Origin of the sequence: Pseudomonas sp. SO81, from assembly GCF_030374125.1 — a bacterium.
GTDB lineage: Bacteria > Pseudomonadota > Gammaproteobacteria > Pseudomonadales > Pseudomonadaceae > Aquipseudomonas.
Window position 1 is genome coordinate 3,260,763 of sequence record NZ_CP126126.1, and the last position, 21,409, is coordinate 3,282,171.

26 protein-coding genes and 1 riboswitch are annotated in these 21,409 nt (G+C 67.8%); of the genes, 17 read left to right on the forward strand and 9 right to left on the reverse strand.

The features are described from left to right. Positions 1–199: 199 nt before the first annotated feature. The 3 genes from OH686_RS15245 (at position 200) to OH686_RS15255 (ending at position 4,162) form a co-directional block, all read left to right on the forward strand. On the forward strand, positions 200–2,200 hold the full coding sequence (locus OH686_RS15245; protein ID WP_289533673.1) for a neutral/alkaline ceramidase: 2,001 nt from the start codon (positions 200–202) through the stop codon (positions 2,198–2,200). 129 nt (positions 2,201–2,329) lie between these two features. Continuing rightward, positions 2,330–3,214 carry a sugar nucleotide-binding protein gene (locus tag OH686_RS15250; protein WP_289533674.1) on the forward strand — a complete coding sequence of 295 codons (885 nt, stop codon included), beginning with the start codon at positions 2,330–2,332 and terminating at the stop codon, positions 3,212–3,214. A gap of 18 nt (positions 3,215–3,232) precedes the next feature. Next, positions 3,233–4,162, forward strand: a complete 930-nt coding sequence (locus OH686_RS15255; protein WP_289533675.1) for an NAD-dependent epimerase/dehydratase family protein — start codon at positions 3,233–3,235, stop codon at positions 4,160–4,162. 262 nt (positions 4,163–4,424) lie between these two features. Here the strand turns inward: OH686_RS15255 and OH686_RS15260 are convergent, their stop codons facing one another. From OH686_RS15260 to OH686_RS15280, 5 genes are all read right to left on the reverse strand, one after another. Beyond that, a complete protein-coding gene (locus OH686_RS15260) occupies positions 4,425–5,111 on the reverse strand; it encodes an OmpW/AlkL family protein (RefSeq protein ID WP_289533677.1) in 687 nt (228 codons plus the stop codon). Between the two features lie 118 nt (positions 5,112–5,229). Next, positions 5,230–5,757, reverse strand: coding sequence for a DUF3299 domain-containing protein (locus OH686_RS15265; RefSeq protein ID WP_289533679.1), 528 nt, complete (start codon positions 5,755–5,757; stop codon positions 5,230–5,232). Between the two features lie 8 nt (positions 5,758–5,765). Next, complete coding sequence (locus tag OH686_RS15270) at positions 5,766–7,028, reverse strand: ABC transporter permease (RefSeq protein ID WP_289533680.1); 1,263 nt, start codon at positions 7,026–7,028, stop codon at positions 5,766–5,768. A 268-nt stretch (positions 7,029–7,296) separates the two neighbouring features. After that, complete coding sequence (locus OH686_RS15275; RefSeq protein WP_289533682.1) at positions 7,297–8,004, reverse strand: ABC transporter ATP-binding protein; 708 nt, start codon at positions 8,002–8,004, stop codon at positions 7,297–7,299. 80 nt (positions 8,005–8,084) lie between these two features. Continuing rightward, a complete protein-coding gene (locus OH686_RS15280; protein WP_289533684.1) occupies positions 8,085–8,663 on the reverse strand; it encodes a DUF2796 domain-containing protein in 579 nt (192 codons plus the stop codon). 115 nt (positions 8,664–8,778) lie between these two features. Here OH686_RS15280 and OH686_RS15285 point away from each other — a divergent pair, with 115 nt between their 5' ends. Next, on the forward strand, positions 8,779–9,120 hold the full coding sequence (locus OH686_RS15285; protein WP_289533685.1) for a hypothetical protein: 342 nt from the start codon (positions 8,779–8,781) through the stop codon (positions 9,118–9,120). 40 nt (positions 9,121–9,160) lie between these two features. Here OH686_RS15285 and OH686_RS15290 read toward each other — a convergent pair whose 3' ends face one another. The 4 genes from OH686_RS15290 to OH686_RS15305 all read right to left on the reverse strand — a co-directional run bounded on the left by OH686_RS15290 (position 9,161) and on the right by OH686_RS15305 (position 11,686). Further along, entirely contained in the window at positions 9,161–9,595 is a 435-nt protein-coding gene (locus tag OH686_RS15290) for an acyl-CoA thioesterase (RefSeq protein WP_289533686.1), read from the reverse strand. After that, positions 9,595–10,467: a thioredoxin gene (gene trxA / locus OH686_RS15295; protein WP_289533688.1), complete on the reverse strand. Its 873-nt coding sequence runs from the start codon at positions 10,465–10,467 to the stop codon at positions 9,595–9,597. The genes OH686_RS15290 and trxA overlap by 1 nt, the downstream gene beginning before the upstream one ends. Before the next feature lie 107 nt (positions 10,468–10,574). Then, positions 10,575–11,234, reverse strand: a complete 660-nt coding sequence (locus OH686_RS15300) for a class I SAM-dependent methyltransferase (RefSeq protein ID WP_289533690.1) — start codon at positions 11,232–11,234, stop codon at positions 10,575–10,577. Further along, positions 11,231–11,686 (reverse strand): YbaY family lipoprotein, encoded by a 456-nt coding sequence (locus tag OH686_RS15305; protein WP_289533692.1) that lies wholly within the window; start codon positions 11,684–11,686, stop codon positions 11,231–11,233. The genes OH686_RS15300 and OH686_RS15305 overlap by 4 nt, the downstream gene beginning before the upstream one ends. 135 nt (positions 11,687–11,821) lie before the next feature. Between OH686_RS15305 and nrdR the strand changes: the two genes are divergently transcribed. From nrdR to OH686_RS15370, 13 genes are all read left to right on the forward strand, one after another. Then, positions 11,822–12,286 (forward strand): transcriptional regulator NrdR, encoded by a 465-nt coding sequence (gene nrdR / locus OH686_RS15310; RefSeq protein ID WP_137970782.1) that lies wholly within the window; start codon positions 11,822–11,824, stop codon positions 12,284–12,286. Continuing rightward, positions 12,283–13,398, forward strand: a complete 1,116-nt coding sequence (gene ribD, locus OH686_RS15315) for a bifunctional diaminohydroxyphosphoribosylaminopyrimidine deaminase/5-amino-6-(5-phosphoribosylamino)uracil reductase RibD (RefSeq protein ID WP_289533694.1) — start codon at positions 12,283–12,285, stop codon at positions 13,396–13,398. Before nrdR ends, ribD begins: the two co-directional genes overlap by 4 nt. 85 nt (positions 13,399–13,483) lie before the next feature. After that, positions 13,484–13,628: riboswitch (FMN riboswitch) on the forward strand. 119 nt (positions 13,629–13,747) lie between these two features. Continuing rightward, positions 13,748–14,410, forward strand: a complete 663-nt coding sequence (locus tag OH686_RS15320; protein ID WP_279867758.1) for a riboflavin synthase — start codon at positions 13,748–13,750, stop codon at positions 14,408–14,410. Between the two features lie 11 nt (positions 14,411–14,421). Next, positions 14,422–15,501 (forward strand): bifunctional 3,4-dihydroxy-2-butanone-4-phosphate synthase/GTP cyclohydrolase II, encoded by a 1,080-nt coding sequence (ribBA, locus tag OH686_RS15325; RefSeq protein WP_289533696.1) that lies wholly within the window; start codon positions 14,422–14,424, stop codon positions 15,499–15,501. A 108-nt stretch (positions 15,502–15,609) separates the two neighbouring features. After that, entirely contained in the window at positions 15,610–16,086 is a 477-nt protein-coding gene (ribH, locus tag OH686_RS15330) for a 6,7-dimethyl-8-ribityllumazine synthase (RefSeq protein WP_279867760.1), read from the forward strand. A 2-nt stretch (positions 16,087–16,088) separates the two neighbouring features. Continuing rightward, complete coding sequence (nusB, locus tag OH686_RS15335; protein ID WP_502942816.1) at positions 16,089–16,568, forward strand: transcription antitermination factor NusB; 480 nt, start codon at positions 16,089–16,091, stop codon at positions 16,566–16,568. Positions 16,569–16,581: 13 nt separating this feature from the next. Beyond that, positions 16,582–17,547, forward strand: coding sequence for a thiamine-phosphate kinase (gene thiL / locus OH686_RS15340; protein WP_289533699.1), 966 nt, complete (start codon positions 16,582–16,584; stop codon positions 17,545–17,547). Then, positions 17,540–18,025, forward strand: coding sequence for a phosphatidylglycerophosphatase A family protein (locus OH686_RS15345; protein ID WP_256662093.1), 486 nt, complete (start codon positions 17,540–17,542; stop codon positions 18,023–18,025). Before thiL ends, OH686_RS15345 begins: the two co-directional genes overlap by 8 nt. Positions 18,026–18,039: 14 nt before the next feature. After that, positions 18,040–18,795 (forward strand): substrate-binding periplasmic protein, encoded by a 756-nt coding sequence (locus OH686_RS15350; protein WP_289533700.1) that lies wholly within the window; start codon positions 18,040–18,042, stop codon positions 18,793–18,795. Beyond that, a complete protein-coding gene (locus tag OH686_RS15355) occupies positions 18,782–19,435 on the forward strand; it encodes a retropepsin-like aspartic protease family protein (RefSeq protein WP_289533701.1) in 654 nt (217 codons plus the stop codon). Before OH686_RS15350 ends, OH686_RS15355 begins: the two co-directional genes overlap by 14 nt. A gap of 122 nt (positions 19,436–19,557) precedes the next feature. After that, entirely contained in the window at positions 19,558–20,169 is a 612-nt protein-coding gene (gene ribA, locus OH686_RS15360; RefSeq protein ID WP_137970792.1) for a GTP cyclohydrolase II, read from the forward strand. Next, complete coding sequence (locus OH686_RS15365; protein WP_289533702.1) at positions 20,166–20,585, forward strand: MFS transporter; 420 nt, start codon at positions 20,166–20,168, stop codon at positions 20,583–20,585. Before ribA ends, OH686_RS15365 begins: the two co-directional genes overlap by 4 nt. After that, positions 20,578–21,378 (forward strand): cobalamin-binding protein, encoded by an 801-nt coding sequence (locus OH686_RS15370; protein WP_289533703.1) that lies wholly within the window; start codon positions 20,578–20,580, stop codon positions 21,376–21,378. The genes OH686_RS15365 and OH686_RS15370 overlap by 8 nt, the downstream gene beginning before the upstream one ends. Positions 21,379–21,409: the final 31 nt, after the last annotated feature.

Sequence of the window (21,409 nt, forward strand, 5' to 3'; positions counted from 1 at the left end):
TCGTCAGGCCCTCGCCCTGACCCTCTCCCGCGGCGGGGAGGGCATTCGAACAGCTTTCCACCTTGGGGGTTCGGGCTTGCGGCCTCGCCGCAGGGCGGAGCTTTGCCGCCGCAAAACCGGACGACCGAGAAACCCACCGGCTGAGTTCAAGCCACCGATTGCAGTTCATGCAAGAGCCTACGGCTCGAGGTGCTGAAACATGAAAACAAGGAGAATCGCCACACTGCTGCTCGCGTTCCTGGGCAGCGTCCTGTCCCTGGCCGTCCAGGCCTACAGCGACAACTACCTGATCGGCGTCGGCAAGTACGACGTCACCGGCGCCGCCGCCGAGGTCGGCATGATGGGCTATGCCGACCCCGCGCAGAAAAGCAGCGGCATCCACAACCGCCAGTACGCCCGCGCCTACATCGTCGCCCAGCCCAACGGCGGGCCGTCCGTGGTGTTCGTCAACGTCGATGCCGGCGCGCTGTTCCAGTCGGTCAACCAGGCGGTGATCGAGCGCCTGCGCCAGCGCTTCGGCGAGCGCTACACCGAGCAGAATGTGGTGCTCAGCGCCACCCACACCCATGGCGCCGCCGGCGGCCAGTCGCATTACGCGCTGTACAACGTGACCATCTTCGGCTTCATCAAGGAGAACTTCGAAGCCCAGGTCAACGGCATAGTCGCGGCCATCGCCGAGGCCCACGCCAATCTGCAGCCCGGCCACGTGCTGGTCAATCGCGGCGAGCTGAGCAACGCCAGCATCAACCGCTCGCAGGCCGCCTATGACAACAACCCGGCCGAGGAGCGGGCGCGCTACGGCAGCTCGATCGACCCGGAGATGCTGGTGCTGCGCCTGCGCCAGGGCAACCGCGACGCCGGCATGATCAGCTGGTTCGCTGTGCACCCGGTGTCGATGAACAAGAGCAACACCCTGCTCACCAGCGACAACAAGGGCCGCGCCGAATGGCGCTTCGAGGAGCTGGCCAGGGCCCAGGGCAACCCGGATTTCATTGCCTCCTTCGCCCAGAGCAACCATGCCGACACCACGCCCAATCTCAACCTGGACGGCACCGGCCCGACCCAGGACCAGTTCCGCAACACCGAGATCATCGGCGACCGCCAGTTCGACAAGGCCCTGGCGCTGTACCAGGGCGCCAGCCTGCAGCTGACCGGCGCCGTCGATTTCCGCCAGCAGTACAACGACTTCTCCAAGATCCGCGTACGCCCGCAGTTCGGCGGCGGCCAGGAGCGGCAGACCTGCAACGCCGCGCTGGGCTATGCCTTCGCCGCCGGCACCGAGGACGGTCGCGGCCTGGAGGATGTCGACGAGGGCACGGTGGAGACCAACCCGCTGCTCAACCTGATCACCCAGGCCATCACTCCGCCGACCGCAGCGGACATCGCCTGCCAGGCGCCCAAGCCCATCATCCTCCAGCAGAGCGCGTTCAAGCCCTATCCCTGGAGCCCCGAGGTGCTGCCGGCGTCGATCCTGCGCATCGGCCAGTTCGCCCTGCTGGCGGTGCCCGGCGAGTTCACCGTGATGTCCGGCCGGCGCCTGCGCGAGACGGTGCGCGGCGTGCTCGGCAATGACCAGCTGCTGGTGGTGGCCGGGCTGTCCAACGCCTACTCCGGCTACGTCACCACCGCCGAGGAGTACGACAAGCAGCACTACGAGGGCGGCTCCACCCACTTCGGGCGCTGGACCCTGGCCGCCTACCAGCAGGTGTTCCACGACCTGGCCGTGGCCCTGCGCGACCAGCAGGCGGTGATCAGCACCCTGGTGCCGCGCGACCTGCGCAACGATCAGAGCAACTTCGTCACCGGGGTGGTCTACGACAATCCGCCGGTGGGCAAGCGCTTCGGTCAGCTGGTGACGGACGCCAACGCCCAGTACCGCATCGGCGACACGGCCCAGGCGGTGTTCTGGACCGGCCACCCGCGCAACAACCTGCGCACCGAGAGCACCTTCCTCGAGGTGCAGCGCAAGGTGAACGGCGCCTGGCAGGTGGTGGCCCGCGACAACGACTGGAGCACCCAGTACCACTGGCTGCGCAAGGACGGCTTCTGGGGTACCTCCCAGGCCACCCTGCGCTGGACCATCCCGGCCGGCACGCCGCCAGGCGAGTACCGCCTGGTCCACTACGGCGACAGCAAGGCGCCGGTGACCGGCAGGATCAGCGCCTTCTCCGGCGCCAGCCGCAGTTTCACCGTGCAGTAGCCAGCCACCGGGGCCGGCGCGCCGGCCTCGGTAGTGACGAGCCGCCGCGAAACCCGCAGAATGACCACTTTCGCCCCGCCGCCACGGCGGCCGGGGCCTTCGTCGGTCTTTCGGGTCTTGTTCTGAACTATGCGAATGCGGCTGTTGTTGCTGGGAGGGGGTAATGCCCTGGGTCAGGCGCTGGTGCGCCAGGGTGCCGAGGAGGACATCGGCTTCCTCGCCCCGCGTCCGCCGGAAGGCGGCTGGGACCGGGCCAGCCTCACCCAGTTGCTCGACGAGACCCGCCCCGATGCGCTGATCAACCTGGCCTACTACTTCGACTGGTTCCAGGCCGAGGGCTTCGACGAGCGCCGCTTCGCGCCCCAGGAGCGGGCCATGGAGCGTCTGGCCGAACTGTGCCAGCACCACAATATCCTGCTGCTGCAGCCCTCCAGCTATAGAGTGTTCGACGGCTCGCGGGCCACCGCCTACAGCGAGAAGGACGAACCGGTGCCCCTGGGCCTGCGTGGCCAGGCCCTGCTGCGCATCGAACAGTGCGTGCGTGCCACCTGCCCGCGGCATGTGCTGCTGCGCTTCGGCTGGCTGCTGGACGACAGCGCCGACGGCCTGCTCGGCCGCTTCCTGCGTCGCGCCGAGCTGGAACAGGAGCTGTTCATGGCCGACGACCGCCGCGGTAACCCGACCCTGGTGGACGACGCCGCGCGGGTCATCCTTGCCGTGCTCAAGCAGCTGGACTGCCAGAGCCCGCTATGGGGCATCTACCACTACGGTGGCCACGAGGCGACCACGCCGCTGGCCCTCGGCCAGGCGGTGATCGGCGAGGTGCGCGGCCTGCACCCGCTCAAGGTGCAGGAAGTCGGTCCCCAGGCCCACGCCGCCCGCAGCGACGCCGCCGACGAGCCGCAGCACGCGGTGCTGGCCTGCAAGAAGATCCTGCATACCTTCGGCATCAAGCCGCGGGCCTGGCGCGCCGGGCTGCCGGCGCTGCTCGACCGCTACTATCGCCACGTCTGAAGCGCTTTCGAGAATCCCATGTCCGACTCCCTGATCCTGGTCACCGGCGGCGCCGGTTTCATCGGTTCCCACCTCTGTGACGCCCTGCTGGCCGCCGGCCACCGGGTGCGCGTGCTGGACAACCTGTCCACCGGCAAACGCAGCAACCTGGCGCTGGACAATCCGCGCCTGGAGCTGATCGAAGGTGACGCCGCCGACGCCGCGCTGGTGCGCCGCGCCATGATCGGCTGCAGCGCGGTGGCGCACCTAGCCGCGGTGGCCTCGGTGCAGGCCTCGGTGGATGACCCGGTGAGCACCCACCAGAGCAACTTCGTCGCCACCCTGAATATCTGTGAGGCCATGCGCGAGGCTGGCGTGCGCCGGGTGGTGTTCGCCTCCAGCGCGGCGGTGTACGGCAACAACGGCGAGGGCGTGGCGGTCGGCGAGGACACGCCCATGGCGCCGCTGACGCCCTACGCCGCGGACAAGCTGGCCAGCGAGTACTACCTGGACTTCTACCGCCGCCAGCACGGCCTGGAGCCGGCGATCTTCCGCTTCTTCAATATCTTCGGCCCGCGCCAGGATCCCTCGTCGCCCTACTCGGGGGTGATCAGCATCTTCACCGAGCGCGCCCAGGCCGGTCGGCCGATCACGGTGTTCGGCGACGGCGAGCAGACCCGCGACTTCTTCTACGTCGCCGACCTGGTGCCGCTGCTGGTGCAGGGCCTGAGCAAGACCACAGTGGAGCCCGGCGCGGTGAACGTCGGCCACAGCCAGTCGGTCAGCCTCAACCAGCTGCTGGACGCAGTGCGCCAGGTGCTCGGCGGCCTGCCCGAAGTCACTTATGGCGAGGCGCGCCCCGGCGATATCCGTCACTCCAAGGCGGACAACAGCCTGCTGCGTCAGCGCTACCAGTTGGCGCCGGCCACGCCGCTGACGCAGGGGCTGGCGCAGCTGCTCGGCAAGTAGGGCGGATGAACCCCGCGAGAGCGACAAACGCGGGTTGCACCCGCCCTGCGAAAAAGCCCCGCATTCGCGGGGCTTTTTGTTTGTCGATAGGGTGCAGATTTTCCCCATGCTTATCGCGAGCGCAGAGCCGTAGCCCGGATGTAATCCGGGAAAGCTCGCCGCTCCGCCTCCCGGATTGCATCCGGGCTACGCCGGCGTGGCGCGTGACCTGTAATGGAAAAGCCCCGCGAATGCGGGGCTTTTTTTCTGCAGCGGGCTCGACTCAGAACTTGTAGCCCAGGCCGATCATGTAGACGAAGGGATCGACGTCCACATCCACCTCGACCTCGCGGCCGCCGAAGCTGGTGCTGCCCTGGGTGTCGATATCGATGTAGCGCACCTGGGCGTTGACCATCACGTTGTCGGTCAGCATGTAGTCCATGCCCACCTGGGCGGCCAGGCCCCAGGAGTCGTCCAGGTCGAGACCGCTGAAGCCCTTGTCCTCGGCCTCGCTGCTCAGCTTGGTGTCGAAGAACCAGGTGTAGTTGATGCCGGCGCCGACATAGGGCTGGAGGGCCGAGGCGGCGTCCAGCGGGTAGTACACCACGCTCAGGGTCGGCGGCAGGTGCTTGAGCTCGCCGAGCTTGCCGTTGAGGCCGGAGAAGGCGCCGGGCATGCCCTTGACGCCGACGTCATGGCTGAACGGCGTGGCTGCCAGCAGCTCGACACCGACGTGGTCGGTGACCATGTAGGCGAAGTTCAGGCCGAGCTGGGTGTCGCTGTCCAGGGTGGCCTTGGTGCCGGCCACGTCGGTGCCGAGGGCGCCGACCCAGATGTCGCTGCTGCTCTCGTGCGGGTCGACGGTGATGGCACCGGCACGCAGGATGATGTCGCCGGCCTGATGGGCCTGGGCCAGCGGAGCGGCCAGGGCGAGGGCCAGCAGGGAAGTGGCGAACAGTGTTTTATTCATGATGGGCTCCGGGGAGTCAGCAGTTCGTATTGGCTGACTGTCATGCTACGGAGCCCCCGGGGGCGCTTGTTGATCTGGCTCAATGGCCGCGCACCTTGGGGTGCGGCGGCCTGTCGCACTACATCTCGTAGGCGTAGATTTTTTCCGCCGTCATCTTGTAGCCGGCGCTGCCCATCTCGCTGTCGGTGGCCTCGACCTTGAGCGGACCCTCGATCCAGAACGGCTGGTACAGGGCTTCCATCTGCACGCCCAGCTCGCTGGTGACATGCACGATCTGGTTGGACGGCGGTGGCGGCACATGGATGCAGGCGCCGAAGTAAGGCACGAAGAGGAACTCGGTCACCCGGCCTTCCTCGGTCACGTCCAGCGGCACTATGTAGCCGGGCAGTTTGATCTGCTGATTATCCAGGTCTTTGACCACCGGGGCGTCCGGCGTGGATTGCTGGGCCGCCGGACCGCTCTCGGCGGCCAGGGCATCGGCCAGCTGCGACAGGTCGTGCATCGGCGCCTGCTGTGGCGCCTGCGGCGGTGCACCTTCCGGAATCAGCTCGCTCCAGGTCAGCTCGCGCGCACTGTCTGCCAGAGCGGGGGCTGCCCACAGTGGAGTGGCAATGGCGAGCAGCAGAGCGAACAGCAGATGGCGCATGGGCAACCTCATAGACGAATGGACAGGCCGTCGGCCAGCGACTGCCGATAGGCGCGCCAGGCCGGCACGGCGCCCATCAGCAGGGCGGCGCCCAGAATAGCGCCGAGCAGGCTCCACTCATAGGCGCTGGGCAGCGCCAGCGGCAGATACAGGCCATATTGCGCCTGCACCCAGCCCTGGCTGATGGCGATGCCGCCGTACAGCAGCGCCAGGCCCAGGGCCGCGCCGGCCGCGGCCAGCACCAGCGCCTCCAGCACCAGCAGCCCGGCGATATGCCAGGGCCGCGCGCCCACCGAGCGCAGGATGGCCATCTCGCGGCGTCGTTCGTTGAGGCTGGTGAGGATGGCGGTGAGCATGCCGATCAGGCCGGTCAGCACGACGAACAGCGAGACCACGAACAACGCCTTCTCCGCCGTGCCCATCAGGCTCCACAGCTCCTGCAGGGCCACGCCGGGGAGGATCGCCAGCAGCGGCTCACCGCGGAATTCGTTGACCTGGCGCTGCACGGCAAAGGTCGCGACCTTGCTCTTCAGGCCGAGCAGCACGGCGGTGATCGCCTTGGGCTGCAGGTGCATGTCGCGGGCCTGCTCGGCCGAGACCTTGGCGTTGCCGCGCGCCGGCATGCCGTTCTGCCAGTCGACATGCAGCGCCTCCATGCCCTGCAGCGAGATGTGCAGGGTGCGGTCCACCGGCGTGCCGGTGCGGGCGAGGATGCCGACCACGGTGAAGGGCTTGTCGTCGTGCTGGGTCAGGCTGACGGTGGCCACGCCGTGGGACAGGACGATTTGGTCGCCCAGCTTGTACTTCAATGCCTCGGCCACCTCGGCGCCGAGCACCACCTCGAACAGGTCGGCGAACGGCTTGCCCTCGGCCAGTTGCAGCGGCTGGGCGCGGCCATAGCGGTAGTGCTCGAAGTAGCCGGGATCGGTGCCCAGCACCCGGTAGCCGCGGTGCGAGTCGCCCAGCGACAGCGGAATCGCCCACTTCACCTGGGGGCTGTTAGCCAGGGCTTCGAAGCTGTCCCAGCGGATATTGTTGGTGGCGTTGCCGATGCGGAATACCGAATACAGCAGCAGGTTCACGCTGCCCGAGCGGGCACCGACTATCAGGTCGGTGCCGCTGATGGTGCTGGCGAAGCTGGCACGCGCCTCGGTACGCACGCGCTCGACGGCCAGCAGCAGGCACACCGAGAGGGCAATGGCGAACACCGTGAGCAGCGCGGTGAAGCGGCGGTTGGCCAGGCTGGCCAGGGCGATGCGGAGCAGGTGCATGTTAGGGTCTGTTCCCGGTTTTTTGTGGGCCGCGTTGCTGCGCCAAATGGCGCCAGGCTAGGCGCGGGACGCAGGCAATGGTCGCCCCCTTGGCAAGTCCCACAACAACGCATGGCGCCATTTGCCGCGCAACCCGAAGGGCCGGGTCAGTTTTTGCGCGGCGCTGCGTTATTCGTCGTTCATTTGGAATAACCAAACTTCTCTCCTCATGCCTTGCTCCGCGCAAAAACTGGCTCCGGCGCGGCCCACAAAAAACCGGGAACAGACCCTATACCTCCACCGGCTTGCTGGCGCGATTCAGTTCGGCCAGCGACACGCTACGGTCGAACAGGGGCGCCAGGCTCTGGTCGTGGCTGACGAACAGCAGGCTGGCATCGGCGGCGCGGCATTCGGCGAACAACAGCTGGAGGAAGGCCTCGCGGGCGTCGTGGTCCAGGGCTGAGGTCGGCTCGTCGGCGATCACCAGCTCCGGCTGGCCGATCAGCGCGCGGGCGGCGGCCACCCGCTGCTGCTGACCGATGGACAGCGAGTCGGCGCGGCGCTCCAGCAGCTCGGCCTTCAGGCCCAGGTGTTCGAGCAGTTGCGCGGCGGCGTCATCGACACTGCCGTGACGCTCGCTGGCGCGCTGGGCGCGGCTCCTGGAGAAGCGGCAGGGCAGCTCCACGTTTTCGCGCACGGAGAGAAACGGCAGCAGGTTGAACTGCTGGAAGATGTAGCCGGTGTGGTCGACGCGGAAGCGGTCGCGGGCGCCGGAGGACAGCTTTGCCAGCTCTTGGCCGAGCAGCCTGAGGCTGCCACGACCGGGCTTCTGCACGCCGCCGAGCAGGCCGAGCAGGGTGGTCTTGCCGCTGCCGCTAGGGCCCTTGAGGAACAGGCTCTCGCCACGTTGCAGGGTGAAGGCGGGGATATCCAGCAGCTCGGCCTGGCCGGGCCAGGCGAAGCCGAGGTCTTGGAGTTCGATCAGTGCGTCGGGCATGGGCGGTTCGCGCGTCGGAGAGGGCGACAGCTTAAAGGCAAGAGGATGGGCGGCGCACCCGGCAGGTGCACCGTGATATGTCAGAAGCTCAGGCGCGAGTTGCTCGGGGTCAGCTCGGCGCCTTGCTGGCCGCTGGGGCCGATCAATTGCACTTGCAGCTTCTCGGTGCCGGGGAAGGTGCCGAAGAAGCTGCCCAGTTCCAGGGTCTGCAGTGCCGCGGCGTTGGCGCAGGCGAAGCGGTAGCTGGCATCGATATCGCTGTGGCCGTGTTCGTCGCCGTGCTCGTGTTCCGCGTGCTCGGCAGCTTCGAACAGCGGGCTGTCCAGCTGGCTTTCCTGCACGGCGCACTTGGCCTCGATCGGCAGGGCGAACAGCGCCTGGGGCTGCTCCAGGTGCTTGCGCGCGGCAGCGACCTTGGCCTGGTCGGCAGCGCTTTTGGCCTTGTGCTCGAAGCCGACCAGGTTCATCGCCGGGCTCTCCAGCTGGATTTCCAGGGTCTGGCCGTCCAGCGCCACGTTGAGGCTGGCCACGCCATGCTCGTGGGCGCCGAGGCTGCCGTGTTCCTCATGAGCATGGTCATGCGCGTGTTCGTGGCTGGCGGCCTGGGCAATGGTCAGGGGCAGCAGGGCGAAGGGCAGGGCGAGCAGGATGCGGCGCATGAATCGAACTCCGGCGACTTAATGTTAGGTTATGTTGTAACACTAATGTGTCGCGATTGGCCAGTCCCGTCATGCACATGGCAGCATGGCGGCCTGATATCCGGGAGTGGGAACGATGCTGCGAATCAAGGGGCGGGTCGGCGACTGGCCGGTGGACCTGACGGTGGAGATGGATGCCGAGGACTGGGCGCAACTGGCGGCTCATCTGCCGGTGGAAGCCGCGCCCGCTACGCCGCGAGCCACGCCGGCCAGCAATCCTGCGGATGCCCTGTGGCCGCTGGCCCAGGAGCTGCTGCAGCGCGCCGGCAGCCTGGAAGGTCCGCAACTGTTGAGCGAGCTGTCGGCCCTGGCCGGTGGCGATGCGGCCGGCAAGCGCCTGCTGGTGCGCCTGCGCCATTGCCCGCAGGTGCAGGTGGAAAGCGGCGCCGAGGCGCCGCTGTATCGCTGGGTGGGGTGATGCGCGGGTTACACCCGCCCTACGGAGGTTCGTGCCCAGCCTAGCCGGCCTGGTTGACCGTCACGCCCGGCGCGCCGCGTTCCAGCTGGGCGCGGATGGCGTCGGGAATCGCCGCCTTGGTGAACGCCTGGGCATCGACCATCACATAGGTGACTTCGGCGCGGGCGATGGCGGCTTGGTCGGCCTGACGGCGGATGTCCACTTCCAGGGCGAACGAGCTGTTGCCCAGGCGCAGGGTGCGCACCTCCAGCTGCAGCACATCGTCGAAGCGCGCCGGCGCGCTCCAGTCGATGGTCATGCGCACCACCTGGCTGTCCAGGTTCTGCTCCAGCAGGTTCTGGTAGCTGCCGAACACGGCGCGGTAGAACTCGGTGGCCGCCACGTCCACGTAGTCGCCGTAGCGGGCGTTGAACACCACCTGCTGGGCGTCGCATTCGCCATAGCGCACCCGCAGCAGCAGGCGGAAGGGCGCCATCAGTAGATCGCCTGGTACAGCTTGCGGCGGTAGGCGGTGACCAGCGGGTGGTCGCCGCCGAGCAGGTCGAACACCTGCAGCAGGGTCTTGTGCGGCAGGCCTTCCTGGAAGCTGCGATTGCGCACGAACAGCTTGAGCAGGCCCTCCAGCGCCGCCTCGTACTGCTGGCGCGCCAGCTGCTGCACGGCCAGATGGTAGCTCGCCTCGTCATCGTCCGGATGCTGCGCCAGGCGGCTCTTCAGGTCGGCGGCGTCCGGCAGGCTGGCGGCCTGGCGCAGGAAGGTCAGCTGCGCCTTGGCGCCGGCCAGGGCCTGCTTGTGTTCGTCGCCCTTGACCGCGCCGAGCTCGGTTTCCGCCTCGCCCAGTTCGCCGCGTTCGGCCAGGCAGCGGGCGTAGAGGATCAGCGCCGCGGCGTTCTCGTTGTTCTCGGTCAGCACCTGCTTGAGCAGGGTTTCGGCCTCGCCGAAGCGCTCCTCGGCGAACAGCGCCTGGGCGGTCTCCAGCGGGTCGGCGGCCAGCGGTGCCGGCTCGGCCACATGGGGCTTGAGCATTTCGCGGATGGCCGATTCCGGCTGGGCACCGGCGAAGCCGTCTACCGGCTGGCCGTTCTTGAACAGCACCACGGTCGGCAGGCTGCGGATGCCGAAGCGCGAGACGATTTCCTGCTCCGCGTCGCAATCGACCTTGGCCAGCAGCAGCTCGCCACGATATTCCTCGGCGATCTTCGCCAGCATCGGCATCAGCGCCTTGCACGGCGCGCACCATTCGGCCCAGAAGTCCACCAGCACCGGCTTGTGGAAGGAGTTCTCGATCACCAGCTGTTCGAAGCTGGCGGCGCCGGACACGTCGAAGATGTAGGGGGTATCGCTCATGGCAATTCTCGCTTGGCGGCCCGCGGTGCGAGCCGAGGAACAGTGATGCGACTATAAATGCGGGCGGCGCCCGGCGGATACAAGCCTGGATTACATCGAGGCTACGGTTAAGTAGGGCGTTTGGCGTGATACAGGCTGACGCTGCGAAATTCCTCCGGCTCGGCCAGGTCCGGCCAGGTGCAGGCGTCGAGCAGGCCCAGGCGTTGGTACAGCGGATGCTGGAAGTCCTTGACCCGCGAGTCGGCCACCAGGGTCTCCTGGCCGCGAGTGAGGAAGGCGTCGAGCAGCGGCAGGTTGGCGCGGTCGTAGAGCACGTCGGCGACGATGATCAGGTCGAAGCGGTCCTGTTCGGCGAAGAAGTCCAGCGAGTAGCTCAGCTCCACGCCGTTCAGCTCGGCGTTGGCCCGGCAAGATTCGATGGCCAGCGGGTCGAGGTCGCAGGCCACCACTTCCGCCGCGCCGGCCTTGGCCGCGGCGATGGCCGCCACGCCGGAGCCGGCGCCGAAGTCCAGCACGCGCTTGCCGCGCACCCATTCCGGCTGCTCCGCCAGCCAGCGCGCCAGGGCCAGGCCGCTGGCCCAGCAGAAGCTCCAGTAGGGCGGTTCCTCGAGGATGCGCCGGGTCTCTTCCGGGCTGAAGCTGCGGTCCATGTTGCTCGGGTCGATCAGCCACAGGCGGATATCGGTGCCGGGCAGGGTCTCGGCGCTCAGGCGGGCATCGCCGAGCAGCTGTTGCAGGGCGGCCTGCAGCGCCTCGGGCGCCTTCATGGCGCGCTGACCAGCGACAGCGCGCCGAAGTCGCGGGTCACCGCCTGGGTCACCCGTTGTGGTGGCAGGCGCAGGATCAGGCGGCCGGATTGGCTGATGCGCGCGCGCAGCTCGACCCGCGCGCCAACCGGGAAGTACTCGGGGTTGAACGGCAGGCGGAAGGCCAGCGCCTGGCCATCGCCAGCCAGCTTGAGGCTGCCCAGCAGCTGTTGCGGGCGGTCACGCTCGTCCACCACCAGCAGGGCCATCTCCACTTCGCTGCCGGGCGGCGGCGTCTGCAGGCTGCCGCGCAGCTCGCGCATATGGGCGGGCAGGGCCTGTTCGACCGGTGCTACGGGTTTGACCACGGGTGCCGGGCGGGGCGGCACGACCGGGGCGATGGGCTTGGGCGGCTCGCTGGCGCAGGCGGCCAGCAGCAGGATCAGGCAGGCGAGGGCGGGGCGTTGCAACATGGCGGCATCCGATGCGGCGGCGTATCTAGCTGGAATAGCGCAAAAATCGGGCGCCTGTATACCGCAACGGCGGCGGCTTGTCTTGTCGGGGGCATGCGCTACCATGAGCCACCGTTTCGTAGGGCCTCATCTTCCATGCATTGTCCGTTCTGTTCCGCCAACGACACCAAGGTCATCGATTCCCGCCTGGTCGCCGAGGGCGAACAGGTGCGCCGGCGCCGTGAGTGCCTGGCCTGCGGCGAACGCTTCACCACCTTCGAGACCGCCGAGCTGGTGATGCCGCGCCTGATCAAGTCCGACGGCAGCCGCCAGCCATTCGACGAGGAGAAGCTGCGTGCCGGCATGCAGCGCGCGCTGGAGAAGCGCCCGGTCAGCGTCGAGCGCCTGGAAGAGGCCATCGCCCACATCAAGCACAAGCTGCGCGCCACCGGCGAGCGCGAGATCAAGTCGCGGGTGCTCGGCGAGCTGGTGATGACCGAACTGCAGAAGCTCGACGAAGTCGCCTATATCCGTTTCGCCTCGGTGTACCGCCGCTTCCAGGACCTCAACGAATTCCGCGAGGAAATCGAGCGCCTGGCCCGCGAGCCGTCCAAGGAATGAGCGCGGCCGATCAGCAACACATGGCCCGCGCGCTGGAGCTGGCGCGCAAGGGGCTGTACTCCACCCATCCCAATCCGCGGGTCGGCTGCGTCATCGTGCGCGACGGCAAGGTGGTCGGCGAGGGCTGGCACGCCAAGGCCGGCGAACCGCACGCCGAGGTGCACGCGCTGCGCCAGGCCGGCGAGCTGGCTCGTGGCGCCACCGCCTACGTGACCCTGGAGCCCTGCAGCCATCATGGTCGCACGCCGCCCTGCGCCGATGCCCTGGTGGCCGCCGGCGTGGCGCGGGTGGTGGCGGCCATGCAGGACCCCAATCCGGACGTGTCCGGCAAGGGCCTGCTGCGCCTGATGCACGCCGGCATCGCCGTGCACAGCGGCGTGCTGGAGGCCGAGGCGCGAGCCCTCAACGCCGGTTTCATCAAGCGCATGGAGCAGGGCCTGCCGTTCGTGCGAGTCAAGCTGGCCATGAGCCTGGACGGTCGCACCGCCATGGCCAATGGTGAGAGTCAGTGGATCACGGGCCCCGAGGCGCGCGCCGCGGTGCAACGCCTGCGCGCGCGGGCCAGCGCGATAATCACCGGCGCCGATACCGTGCTCACCGACCAGGCGCGCCTGACCGTTCGGGCCGAGGAACTGGGCCTGAATGCCGAGCTGACCGCCCTGGCCATCGACCGCCCGCCGCTACGTGTGCTGGTCGACGGCCGCTTGCGCGTGCCGCTCGCCGCGCCGTTCTTCCAGGCTGGCCCGGCGCTGGTTGCCACCTGCGCAGCCGCGTCCGCCCGCGATCGTTTCCTCGAGGACGGCCACGAACTGCTGGCGGTGCCGGGCAGCAATGGCCATGTCGACCTGCGCCGTCTGCTGATGGAGCTGGCCGGGCGTGGCGCCAACGAGGTGCTGGTCGAGGCCGGGCCGAAGCTGGCCGGGGCCTTTGCCCGCGCCGGGCTGGTCGACGAGTACCAACTGTTCGTCGCGCCCAAGTTCCTCGGCTCCAGCGCCCGTCCGCTGCTGGACTGGCCGCTGGCGCGCATGGCCGAGGCGCAGGAGCTGGAGATTCGCGAGATGCGCGCCATCGGCAGCGACTGGCGGATCATCGCCGTGCCCCGGCCGCGCTGAACCATTCGATGGCTTTGATCGAAGCGTCGTCATGCAGTGGCGTGGCAAATATGGTAAAAAGCCAGCCGCAGCCACTTTGTGGGCTGCACGTTCTCAGGGCGGGGTGCGATTCCCCACCGGCGGTAATGACAGTCACTGTCTAGCCCGCGAGCGCCTTTCCAGCGAAAGGGACAGCAGACCCGGTGCGATTCCGGGGCCGACGGTATAGTCCGGATAAAGAGAGAGCGGGATTCCCTTCCAGGGCGCCGTCCGCTGCGCCCGCGAAAATCCCTATCGATCGGCATTGCCCTGTTTTTGACCAAAACAGGAGTTCATCCATGCTGCATTGCAACACCCTCCGGGAGGACGCATGTTCACCGGCATAATCGAATCCATCGGCACCATCCGTGCCCTCAGCCCCAAGGGCGGCGACGTACGCGTGTACGTGCAGACCGGCAAGCTCGACCTGGGCGACGTCAAGCTGGGCGACAGCATCGCGGTCAACGGCGTGTGCCTGACCGTGGTCGAGCTACCGGGCGACGGCTTCTGGGCCGACGTCAGCCGCGAGACCCTGGCCTGCAGCGCCTTCATCGACCTGAAGATCGGCAGCCGGGTCAACCTGGAGAAGGCCCTGACCCCGACCACGCGCCTGGGCGGCCATCTGGTCAGCGGCCATGTCGACGGCGTCGGCGAGATCGTCAAGCGCGAGGACAATGCCCGCGCCATCCAGTTCACCGTGCGCGCGCCGCGCGAGCTGGCCAAGTACATCGCCCTGAAGGGCTCGATCACCGTCGACGGCACCAGCCTGACGGTCAATGCGGTGAATGGCGCCGAGTTCGAGCTGACCATCGTGCCGCACACCCTGGTCGAGACCATCATGGCCGACTACCAGTCCGGTCGCCGGGTCAACCTGGAAGTGGATCTGCTGGCCCGTTACCTGGAGCGCCTGCTGCTCGGTGACAAGGCCGCCGAGCCCACCGCCAGTGGCATAACCGAAGGTTTCCTGGCCGAACACGGCTACCTGAAGAATTGAGGAACGGCCAGATGGCTCTGAATACCGCTGAAGAACTGATCGAAGACATTCGCGCCGGCAAGATGGTCATCCTCATGGATGACGAGGACCGCGAGAACGAAGGCGACATCATCATCGCGTCGGACTGCGTGCAGGCCGAACATATCAACTTCATGGCCCGCTTCGCCCGCGGCCTGATCTGCATGCCGATGAGCCGCGAGCGCTGCGAGCTGCTCAAGCTGCCGCTGATGGCGCCGCGCAACGGCTCCGGCTTCGGCACCAAGTTCACCGTCTCCATCGAGGCGGCCGAGGGCGTGACCACCGGCATCTCCGCCGCCGACCGCGCACGCACCGTGCAGGCCGCCGTGGCGCGCAACGCGGTGGCCGACGATATCGTCAGCCCCGGCCATATCTTCCCTCTGATGGCCCAGCCCGGCGGCGTGCTGGCCCGCGCCGGCCACACCGAGGCGGCCTGCGACCTGGCGCGCATGGCCGGTTTCGAGCCCAGTGGCGTGATCTGCGAGATCATGAACGACGACGGCACCATGGCCCGCCGTCCGGAGCTGGAGAAATTCGCCGCCGAGCACAACCTCAAGATCGGCACCATCGCTGACCTGATCCACTACCGCCTGATCCACGAGCGCACCGTCGAACGCGTCAGCGAGCAGCCACTGGACACCGAGCTGGGTCAGTTCACCCTGGTCACCTACCGCGACGGCGTGGAGAACACCGCGCACATGGCCCTGACCCTGGGCAAGGTGTGTGCCGAGGAGCCGACCCTGGTGCGTGTGCACAACATGGAGCCGCTGCGCGACCTGTTCCTGGTCAAGCAGCCCGGCCGCTGGAGCCTGCGCGCGGCCATGGCCGAAGTGGCCAAGGCCGGCAGTGGCGTGGTGCTGCTGCTGGGTAATCCGCTCACCGGTCCGGAACTGCTGGCCCACCTGGGCAAGCAACCGGCGCCGAGCCCGGCGACCTACAGCACCGTCGGCGCCGGTTCGCAGATCCTGCGTGATCTGGGCGTGCGCAAGATGCGCCTGATGAGCTCGCCGATGAAGTTCAACGCCATATCCGGCTTTGACCTGGAAGTTGTAGAATACCTGCCCGCTGAATGACGACCCCGGCCGAGCGCAGCCCGCGCCCGGCCCGGCTTTTCGTTCTACATTGATACCCACGGGACGCCCATCGGCGCCCCGGCTCTTTATACAGACTGAGACTCGCCCATGACCCTGAAGACCATCGAAGGTACCTTCATCGCCCCGCAAGGCAAATTCGCCCTGGTGGTTGGCCGCTTCAACAGCTTCGTCGTCGAGAGCCTGGTCAGCGGCGCCGTCGACGCCCTGGTCCGCCACGGCGTGAAGGAAAGCGACATCACCATCATCCGCGCGCCGGGTGCCTTCGAGATTCCGCTGGTCACCCAGAAAGTCGCCCAGCGCGGCGAGTTCGCCGCCATCATCGCCCTTGGCGCGGTGATCCGTGGTGGTACCCCGCACTTCGAATACGTCGCCGGCGAGTGCACCAAGGGCCTGGCCCAGGTCTCCATGGAATACGGCGTACCGGTGTCCTTCGGCGTGCTGACCGTCGACTCCATCGAGCAGGCCATCGAGCGCTCCGGCACCAAGGCCGGCAACAAGGGCGCCGAAGCTGCCCTGTCCGCCCTGGAAATGGTAAGTCTGCTGGCGCAGCTGGAGGCCAAGTGAGCCTGAACCACGACGACAGCCAGGACGCTCCGCAGCCCAAGGCCAAGGGCAAGATCGCCCAGCGCCGCGTGGCCCGCAGCCTGGCCATGCAGGCGCTGTATCAGTGGCATATGGCCGGTCAGTCGCTGAACGAGATCGAAGCGCAGTTCCGCGTCGATAACGACTTCAGCGGCGTCGACGGCGCCTACTTCCACGAGATCCTCGTGGGTGTGGCGCGGCAGAAGACCGAGCTGGACCAGTCCTTCGCCACCTTCCTGGATATCCCGCTGGAAGAGCTGGATCCGGTAGAACTGGCCATTCTGCGCCTGTCCGCCTGGGAGCTGACCAGCCGCGTCGACGTGCCCTACAAGGTGGTGATCAACGAAGGCATCGAGCTGGCCAAGGTGTTCGGCGCCACTGACGGGCACAAGTTCGTCAACGGCGTGCTGGACAAGCTGGCGCCGGTGCTGCGCGCGGCCGAAGTCAAAGCCAACAAGCGCTGATCGGCAGCCTGCTGTGGGCGAGTTCGAGCTGATCCGCCGCTACTTCGCCGCCGCGCCCTGTGCGCAGGCGGCCGAAGGAGTGGCGCTGGGCATCGGCGACGACTGCGCCCTGCTGCAGCCGGCTCCCGGCCAGCAACTGGCCGTGTCCACCGACACCCTGGTGGCCGGCGTACATTTCCCCGATCCCTGCGACCCGTACCTGCTCGGTCAGCGTGCGTTGGCCGTGGCGGCCAGTGATCTGGCGGCCATGGGCGCCACGCCGCTCGGTTTCACTCTCGCCATGACCCTGCCGCAGGCCGAGCCGGCCTGGCTGGAAGCTTTCGCCCGTGGCCTGTCACAGATGGCCGAGGCCTGTGGTCTGGCCCTGGTCGGTGGCGATACCACACGCGGCCCGCTGTGCCTGACGCTGACCGTGTTCGGCCAGGTGCCGACTGGCCTGGCGCTGACCCGCCGCGGTGCGCGCCCCGGTGATCTGCTTTGCGTCGGCGGCAGCCTGGGCGATGGCGCTGGCGCGCTGCCGCTGGTGCTCGGCCAGCAGGCGGCGCAGGGCGAGGCGGCCGACTACCTGCTGGCGCGCTACTGGGCGCCGCAGCCGCAGCTGGCTCTCGGCCAGTGGTTGCGTGGTAAGGCCAGCGCGGCTCTGGACATCTCCGACGGTCTGCTCGCCGACTGCGGCCATATCGCCGCGGCATCCGGCCTGGCGCTGCACATCGAGCAGGACCGCCTGCCGCTGGTGCCGGCCCTGCGCGCCCTGGCCGGCAGCGGGGCGCTGGACTGTGCACTGAGCGGTGGCGATGACTACCGCCTGGCCTTTACCCTGCCGCCTGAACTCCTGCCTGCTCTGCAGGCCCAATGGCCGGAGGCCGTGGTGATTGGCCAGGCGAAGGCAGGGCAGGGCGTGCAGCTAATCGACGGCCAGGGCCGTCACATTGAACCGCCACGGGCGGGTTATCAGCATTTCGGGAGTAGCGGTGACTGAACTGGTGAAAGTGGCGCCGCGGGTGTGGCGCAATCCCTGGCATTTCCTCGCCTTCGGTTTCGGCTCCGGCCTCATGCCCAAGGCGCCGGGGACCTGGGGCTCGCTGGTGGCGATCCCCTTCATCCCGCTGTGGCAGATGTTGCCGGACTGGGGCTACTGGCTGATGCTCGGCGTGACCATGCTGTTCGGTTTCTGGCTGTGCGGCCGGGTGGCCGAGGACATGGGCGTGCACGACCACGAAGGCATCGTCTGGGACGAGATGGTCGGCATGTGGATCACCCTCTGGCTGGTGCCCGAGGGGTGGCAGTGGTTGCTGCTAGGCTTTGTAGTGTTCCGTGTGTTCGACATCCTCAAGCCCTGGCCGATCCGCTGGATCGACCGCCATGTGCACGGTGGCATCGGCATCATGCTGGACGACGTGCTGGCCGGGGTGTTCGCCTGGCTGGCGATGCAGTTGCTGGTCTGGGGCCTGGCCTGATTCGGAGGCTGTACATGCGCGTCTGCTGGCTGGCGTTGTTGTGGTGTCTGGGGTGGCCTATCGCCCAGGCCGGCCAGGCGCTGCCGGCCGAGGTCCAGCTGGTCAGCGAGCACTGGGTCGGCCATACCAACAAGGATGGCAGCGGCCTGGCCTGGGACATCATGCGCCAGGTGTTCGAGCCGGCCGGGGTGAAGATGCACTTCCGCGTCGTGCCCTACACCCGCTCCATTGGCCTGGTCCAGCGCGGCGAGGCGGATGCCTGGCTGGGCTCCTACCGCGACGAAGTCAGCGAGAAGATCATCTACCCGCGCTGGCCCTACGACGCCGACCAGATAGTCGCCCTGTCCCTGCGCGAGCAGCCGGTACCGACCCTGCAGAACATCGGTCAGTACCGTCTGTCGTGGATTCGTGGCTACGAATATCAGCGCTATCTGCCCGGTGTTAAGCGCTACGAAGAGATCCAGCGCCGCGTCGGTATTCTGCGCATGCTCGAACTGGGGCATGCCGACTTCTTCCTCGATGCCTCCACCGAGGTCGAGGACGTGCTGCGCGAGGGGCCGGACTCTGCGCGCTTTCGCACTACCGCGCTGACCCGCTTGCCGCTGTATGCCGGCTTTGCCGATACTGCCCGCGGTCGCGCCCTGGCCGAACTCTTCGATCGGCGCATGGCCGAGCTGGTGCGTGACGGCAAGCTGCGAGCGGTCTTCAGGCGCTGGCAGCAGCCTTATCCGTTCGACGAGGACATGGAGATCCCCGATGCGTCGCCTTGAGCTGTTCGCCGCCAGCCTGTTGCTGGCCCTGACTCCCTTGCTGCATGCCGAGACCCAGGTTCAGGTGGTCGGCCTGTTCCCCGGCGCCGCGGTGCTGCTGGTGGATGGTCAGCGCAAGCTGGTGCGCAATGGCCAGACCGGCCCAGGTGGGGTCAAGGTGGTCAGCGCCGACAGCAAGGGCGCGGTGCTGGAAGTCGATGGCGTGCAGCGCAGCTACGGCATCAGCCGCGAGTACAACCAGGCTGGCGCTGGCTCCGGGCCGCAGAAGGCCCAGCTCAGCATCAGCCGCGGGGTCGGCAACCATTACTGGATCGCCGGCTCCATCGATGGTCACCCGGTGCAGTTCCTGGTCGATACCGGCGCCACCTCGGTGGCGATGAACGAAGGCCAGGCCCGCCGCCTGGGCATCGACTACCGGGTGCAGGGCAAGCCCATGGTCGCCAGCACCGCCGGCGGCAATATCCGCGCCTGGCGGATCAAGCTCGACAGCGTCAAGATCGGCGGTCTGGAGGTGCTCGGTGTGGAAGGCGCGGTGCTGGAGGGCGATTCGCCCACCGAAGTGCTGTTGGGCATGAGCTTCCTCAGCCGGGTGCGCTGGCGTGAGGAGAACGGCGTGCTGCAGCTGGAGTCCAAGCTCTAGGTGTGCTTGGCCGATTCATCGGCCCTTTCGATCCTTATCCCCGACAATTCACGCTGCGCCGCAGTGCGACGCTGCTGGTACAATGCCGGCCTTTTCTGCCGAACGTTCAACAGGAGCACCCGGTGTCCGTCGTCTTCGTCGCCGCCTCCAAGCTGCCCACGCCCTTCGCGGTGTTTACCATGCACGGTTTCCTCGATGAGGAGAGCGGCAAGGAGCACGTGGCCCTGACCCTGGGCGATATCGCCGATGGCCAGCCCGTGCTGGGTCGCCTGCATTCCGAGTGCCTGACCGGCGATGCGCTGTTCAGCCAGCGCTGCGACTGCGGCGCCCAGCTGGAAGCTGCCCTGCGCGCCATCGCCAGCGAGGGCCGCGGTGTGCTGCTGTACCTGCGCCAGGAGGGTCGTGGCATTGGCCTGCTGAACAAGATCCGCGCCTACGAACTGCAGGATGGCGGGGCCGACACGGTGGAGGCCAACGAGCGCCTGGGCTTCGCCGCCGACCAGCGCGACTACTCGATCTGCCAGCCGATGCTCGATCACCTGGGCGTTCGCGAGATCAACCTGATGACCAACAATCCGCGCAAGGTCAAGGCGCTGGAAGGCTTCGGCGTGCGCGTGGCCGAGCGTCGCCCGCTGGAGATCGGGCGCAACCCGCACAACAGCAAGTACCTGGCGACCAAGGCCGGCAAGCTCGGTCACATGCTGGGGCTGCAACACCAGGAAGAGACCGAGTGACGCGCGCCGAGGTGCGTCGCCGGCTCGCCCTCGAATGGTGGCGCTGGCTCGGCTTCGCCCTGGCACCGCTGTTCTTCCTCAATCTGCTGTTCGGCAGCAGCCAGGCGCTGGGCACGGTGCTGGAGATGCCGCTGTTCATCGCCGGCATGGCGTCCATGTTCGTCAGCCTGCCGCTGTTCTCCGCCTACAAGCGCGCGCTGATCGCCACCGAGGCCGCGCTGGATGGCGAGCACGAGCGCGAGGCCTGGCTGGAGCTGGCTCGCCAGCGGCGCAAGGCCTTTCTCGGCGCCTGCCTGCCGGGCTGGGTCGCCGCGATCGCCCTGTTCAGCGGGCTGAATGCCGTCGCCCTGATCCTCCTCGCTCTGAGCAGCGTGGTGCTGCTCTGCCTGTATCGCATCCCGCGCCAGCTTGGCTAAGCGCCTCTTCGCCGCCTGCCTGCTTGTCCTGAGCCTGCCGCTGTGTGCGGCGGAGCGGGTGGTCAGCCTGGCACCCTCGATGTCGGAAATCATGCTGGAGCTGGGCGCCGAAGAGCGCCTGGTTGGCGTGCTTGACGGTGGCGAGCGGCCGGTTGAGCTGAAGCACCTCCCCTCGGTGGGGCGCTACGGCCAGGTGGAACTGGAAACCCTGTTGGCCCTGCGCCCCGATCTGTTGCTGCTATGGCCGGACAGCGTTCCCGCGGCCCAGCGTGAACAGCTGCAGTCCTTTGGCATCCCGCTCTATGTCGGCGAACCCCACGACCTCGAACAGTTGGCCGAGCAGTTCGCCGAGGTCGGCGAGCGGGTCGGCCTTGCCGAGCGTGGCCGCCAGCTGCGCCAGCGCTTCCGCGATGGCCTGGCGAGCCTGCGCCAGCGCTACCGGCGCGAGCCGCCGTTGCCGGTGTTCTACCAGGTCTGGCATGAGCCGCTGTATACCATCGGCGGGCGGCAGATCATCGGTGACGCCCTGGATGTGTGCGGCGCACGCAACGTGTTCGCCGATCTGCAGCTGCCGGCACCGCAGGTGAATGTCGAGGCGGTGCTGGGGCGGGCGCCCGAGGTGATACTCGCCGGCAGCGACGCCGAACTGCAGCACTGGCGAGCCTGGCCGCAGTTGCCGGCGGTGCAGCGCCAGCAGCTGTGGGCGGTGCCGGACAAGGGTCTGGAACGTCCCAGCTTCCAGATGCTGGCGGCTATCGGGAAACTCTGCGCAGTGCTGGTCCAGGCTCGTTGAACCGCGCTCTAGCGCAGAAACACAAGAGGCC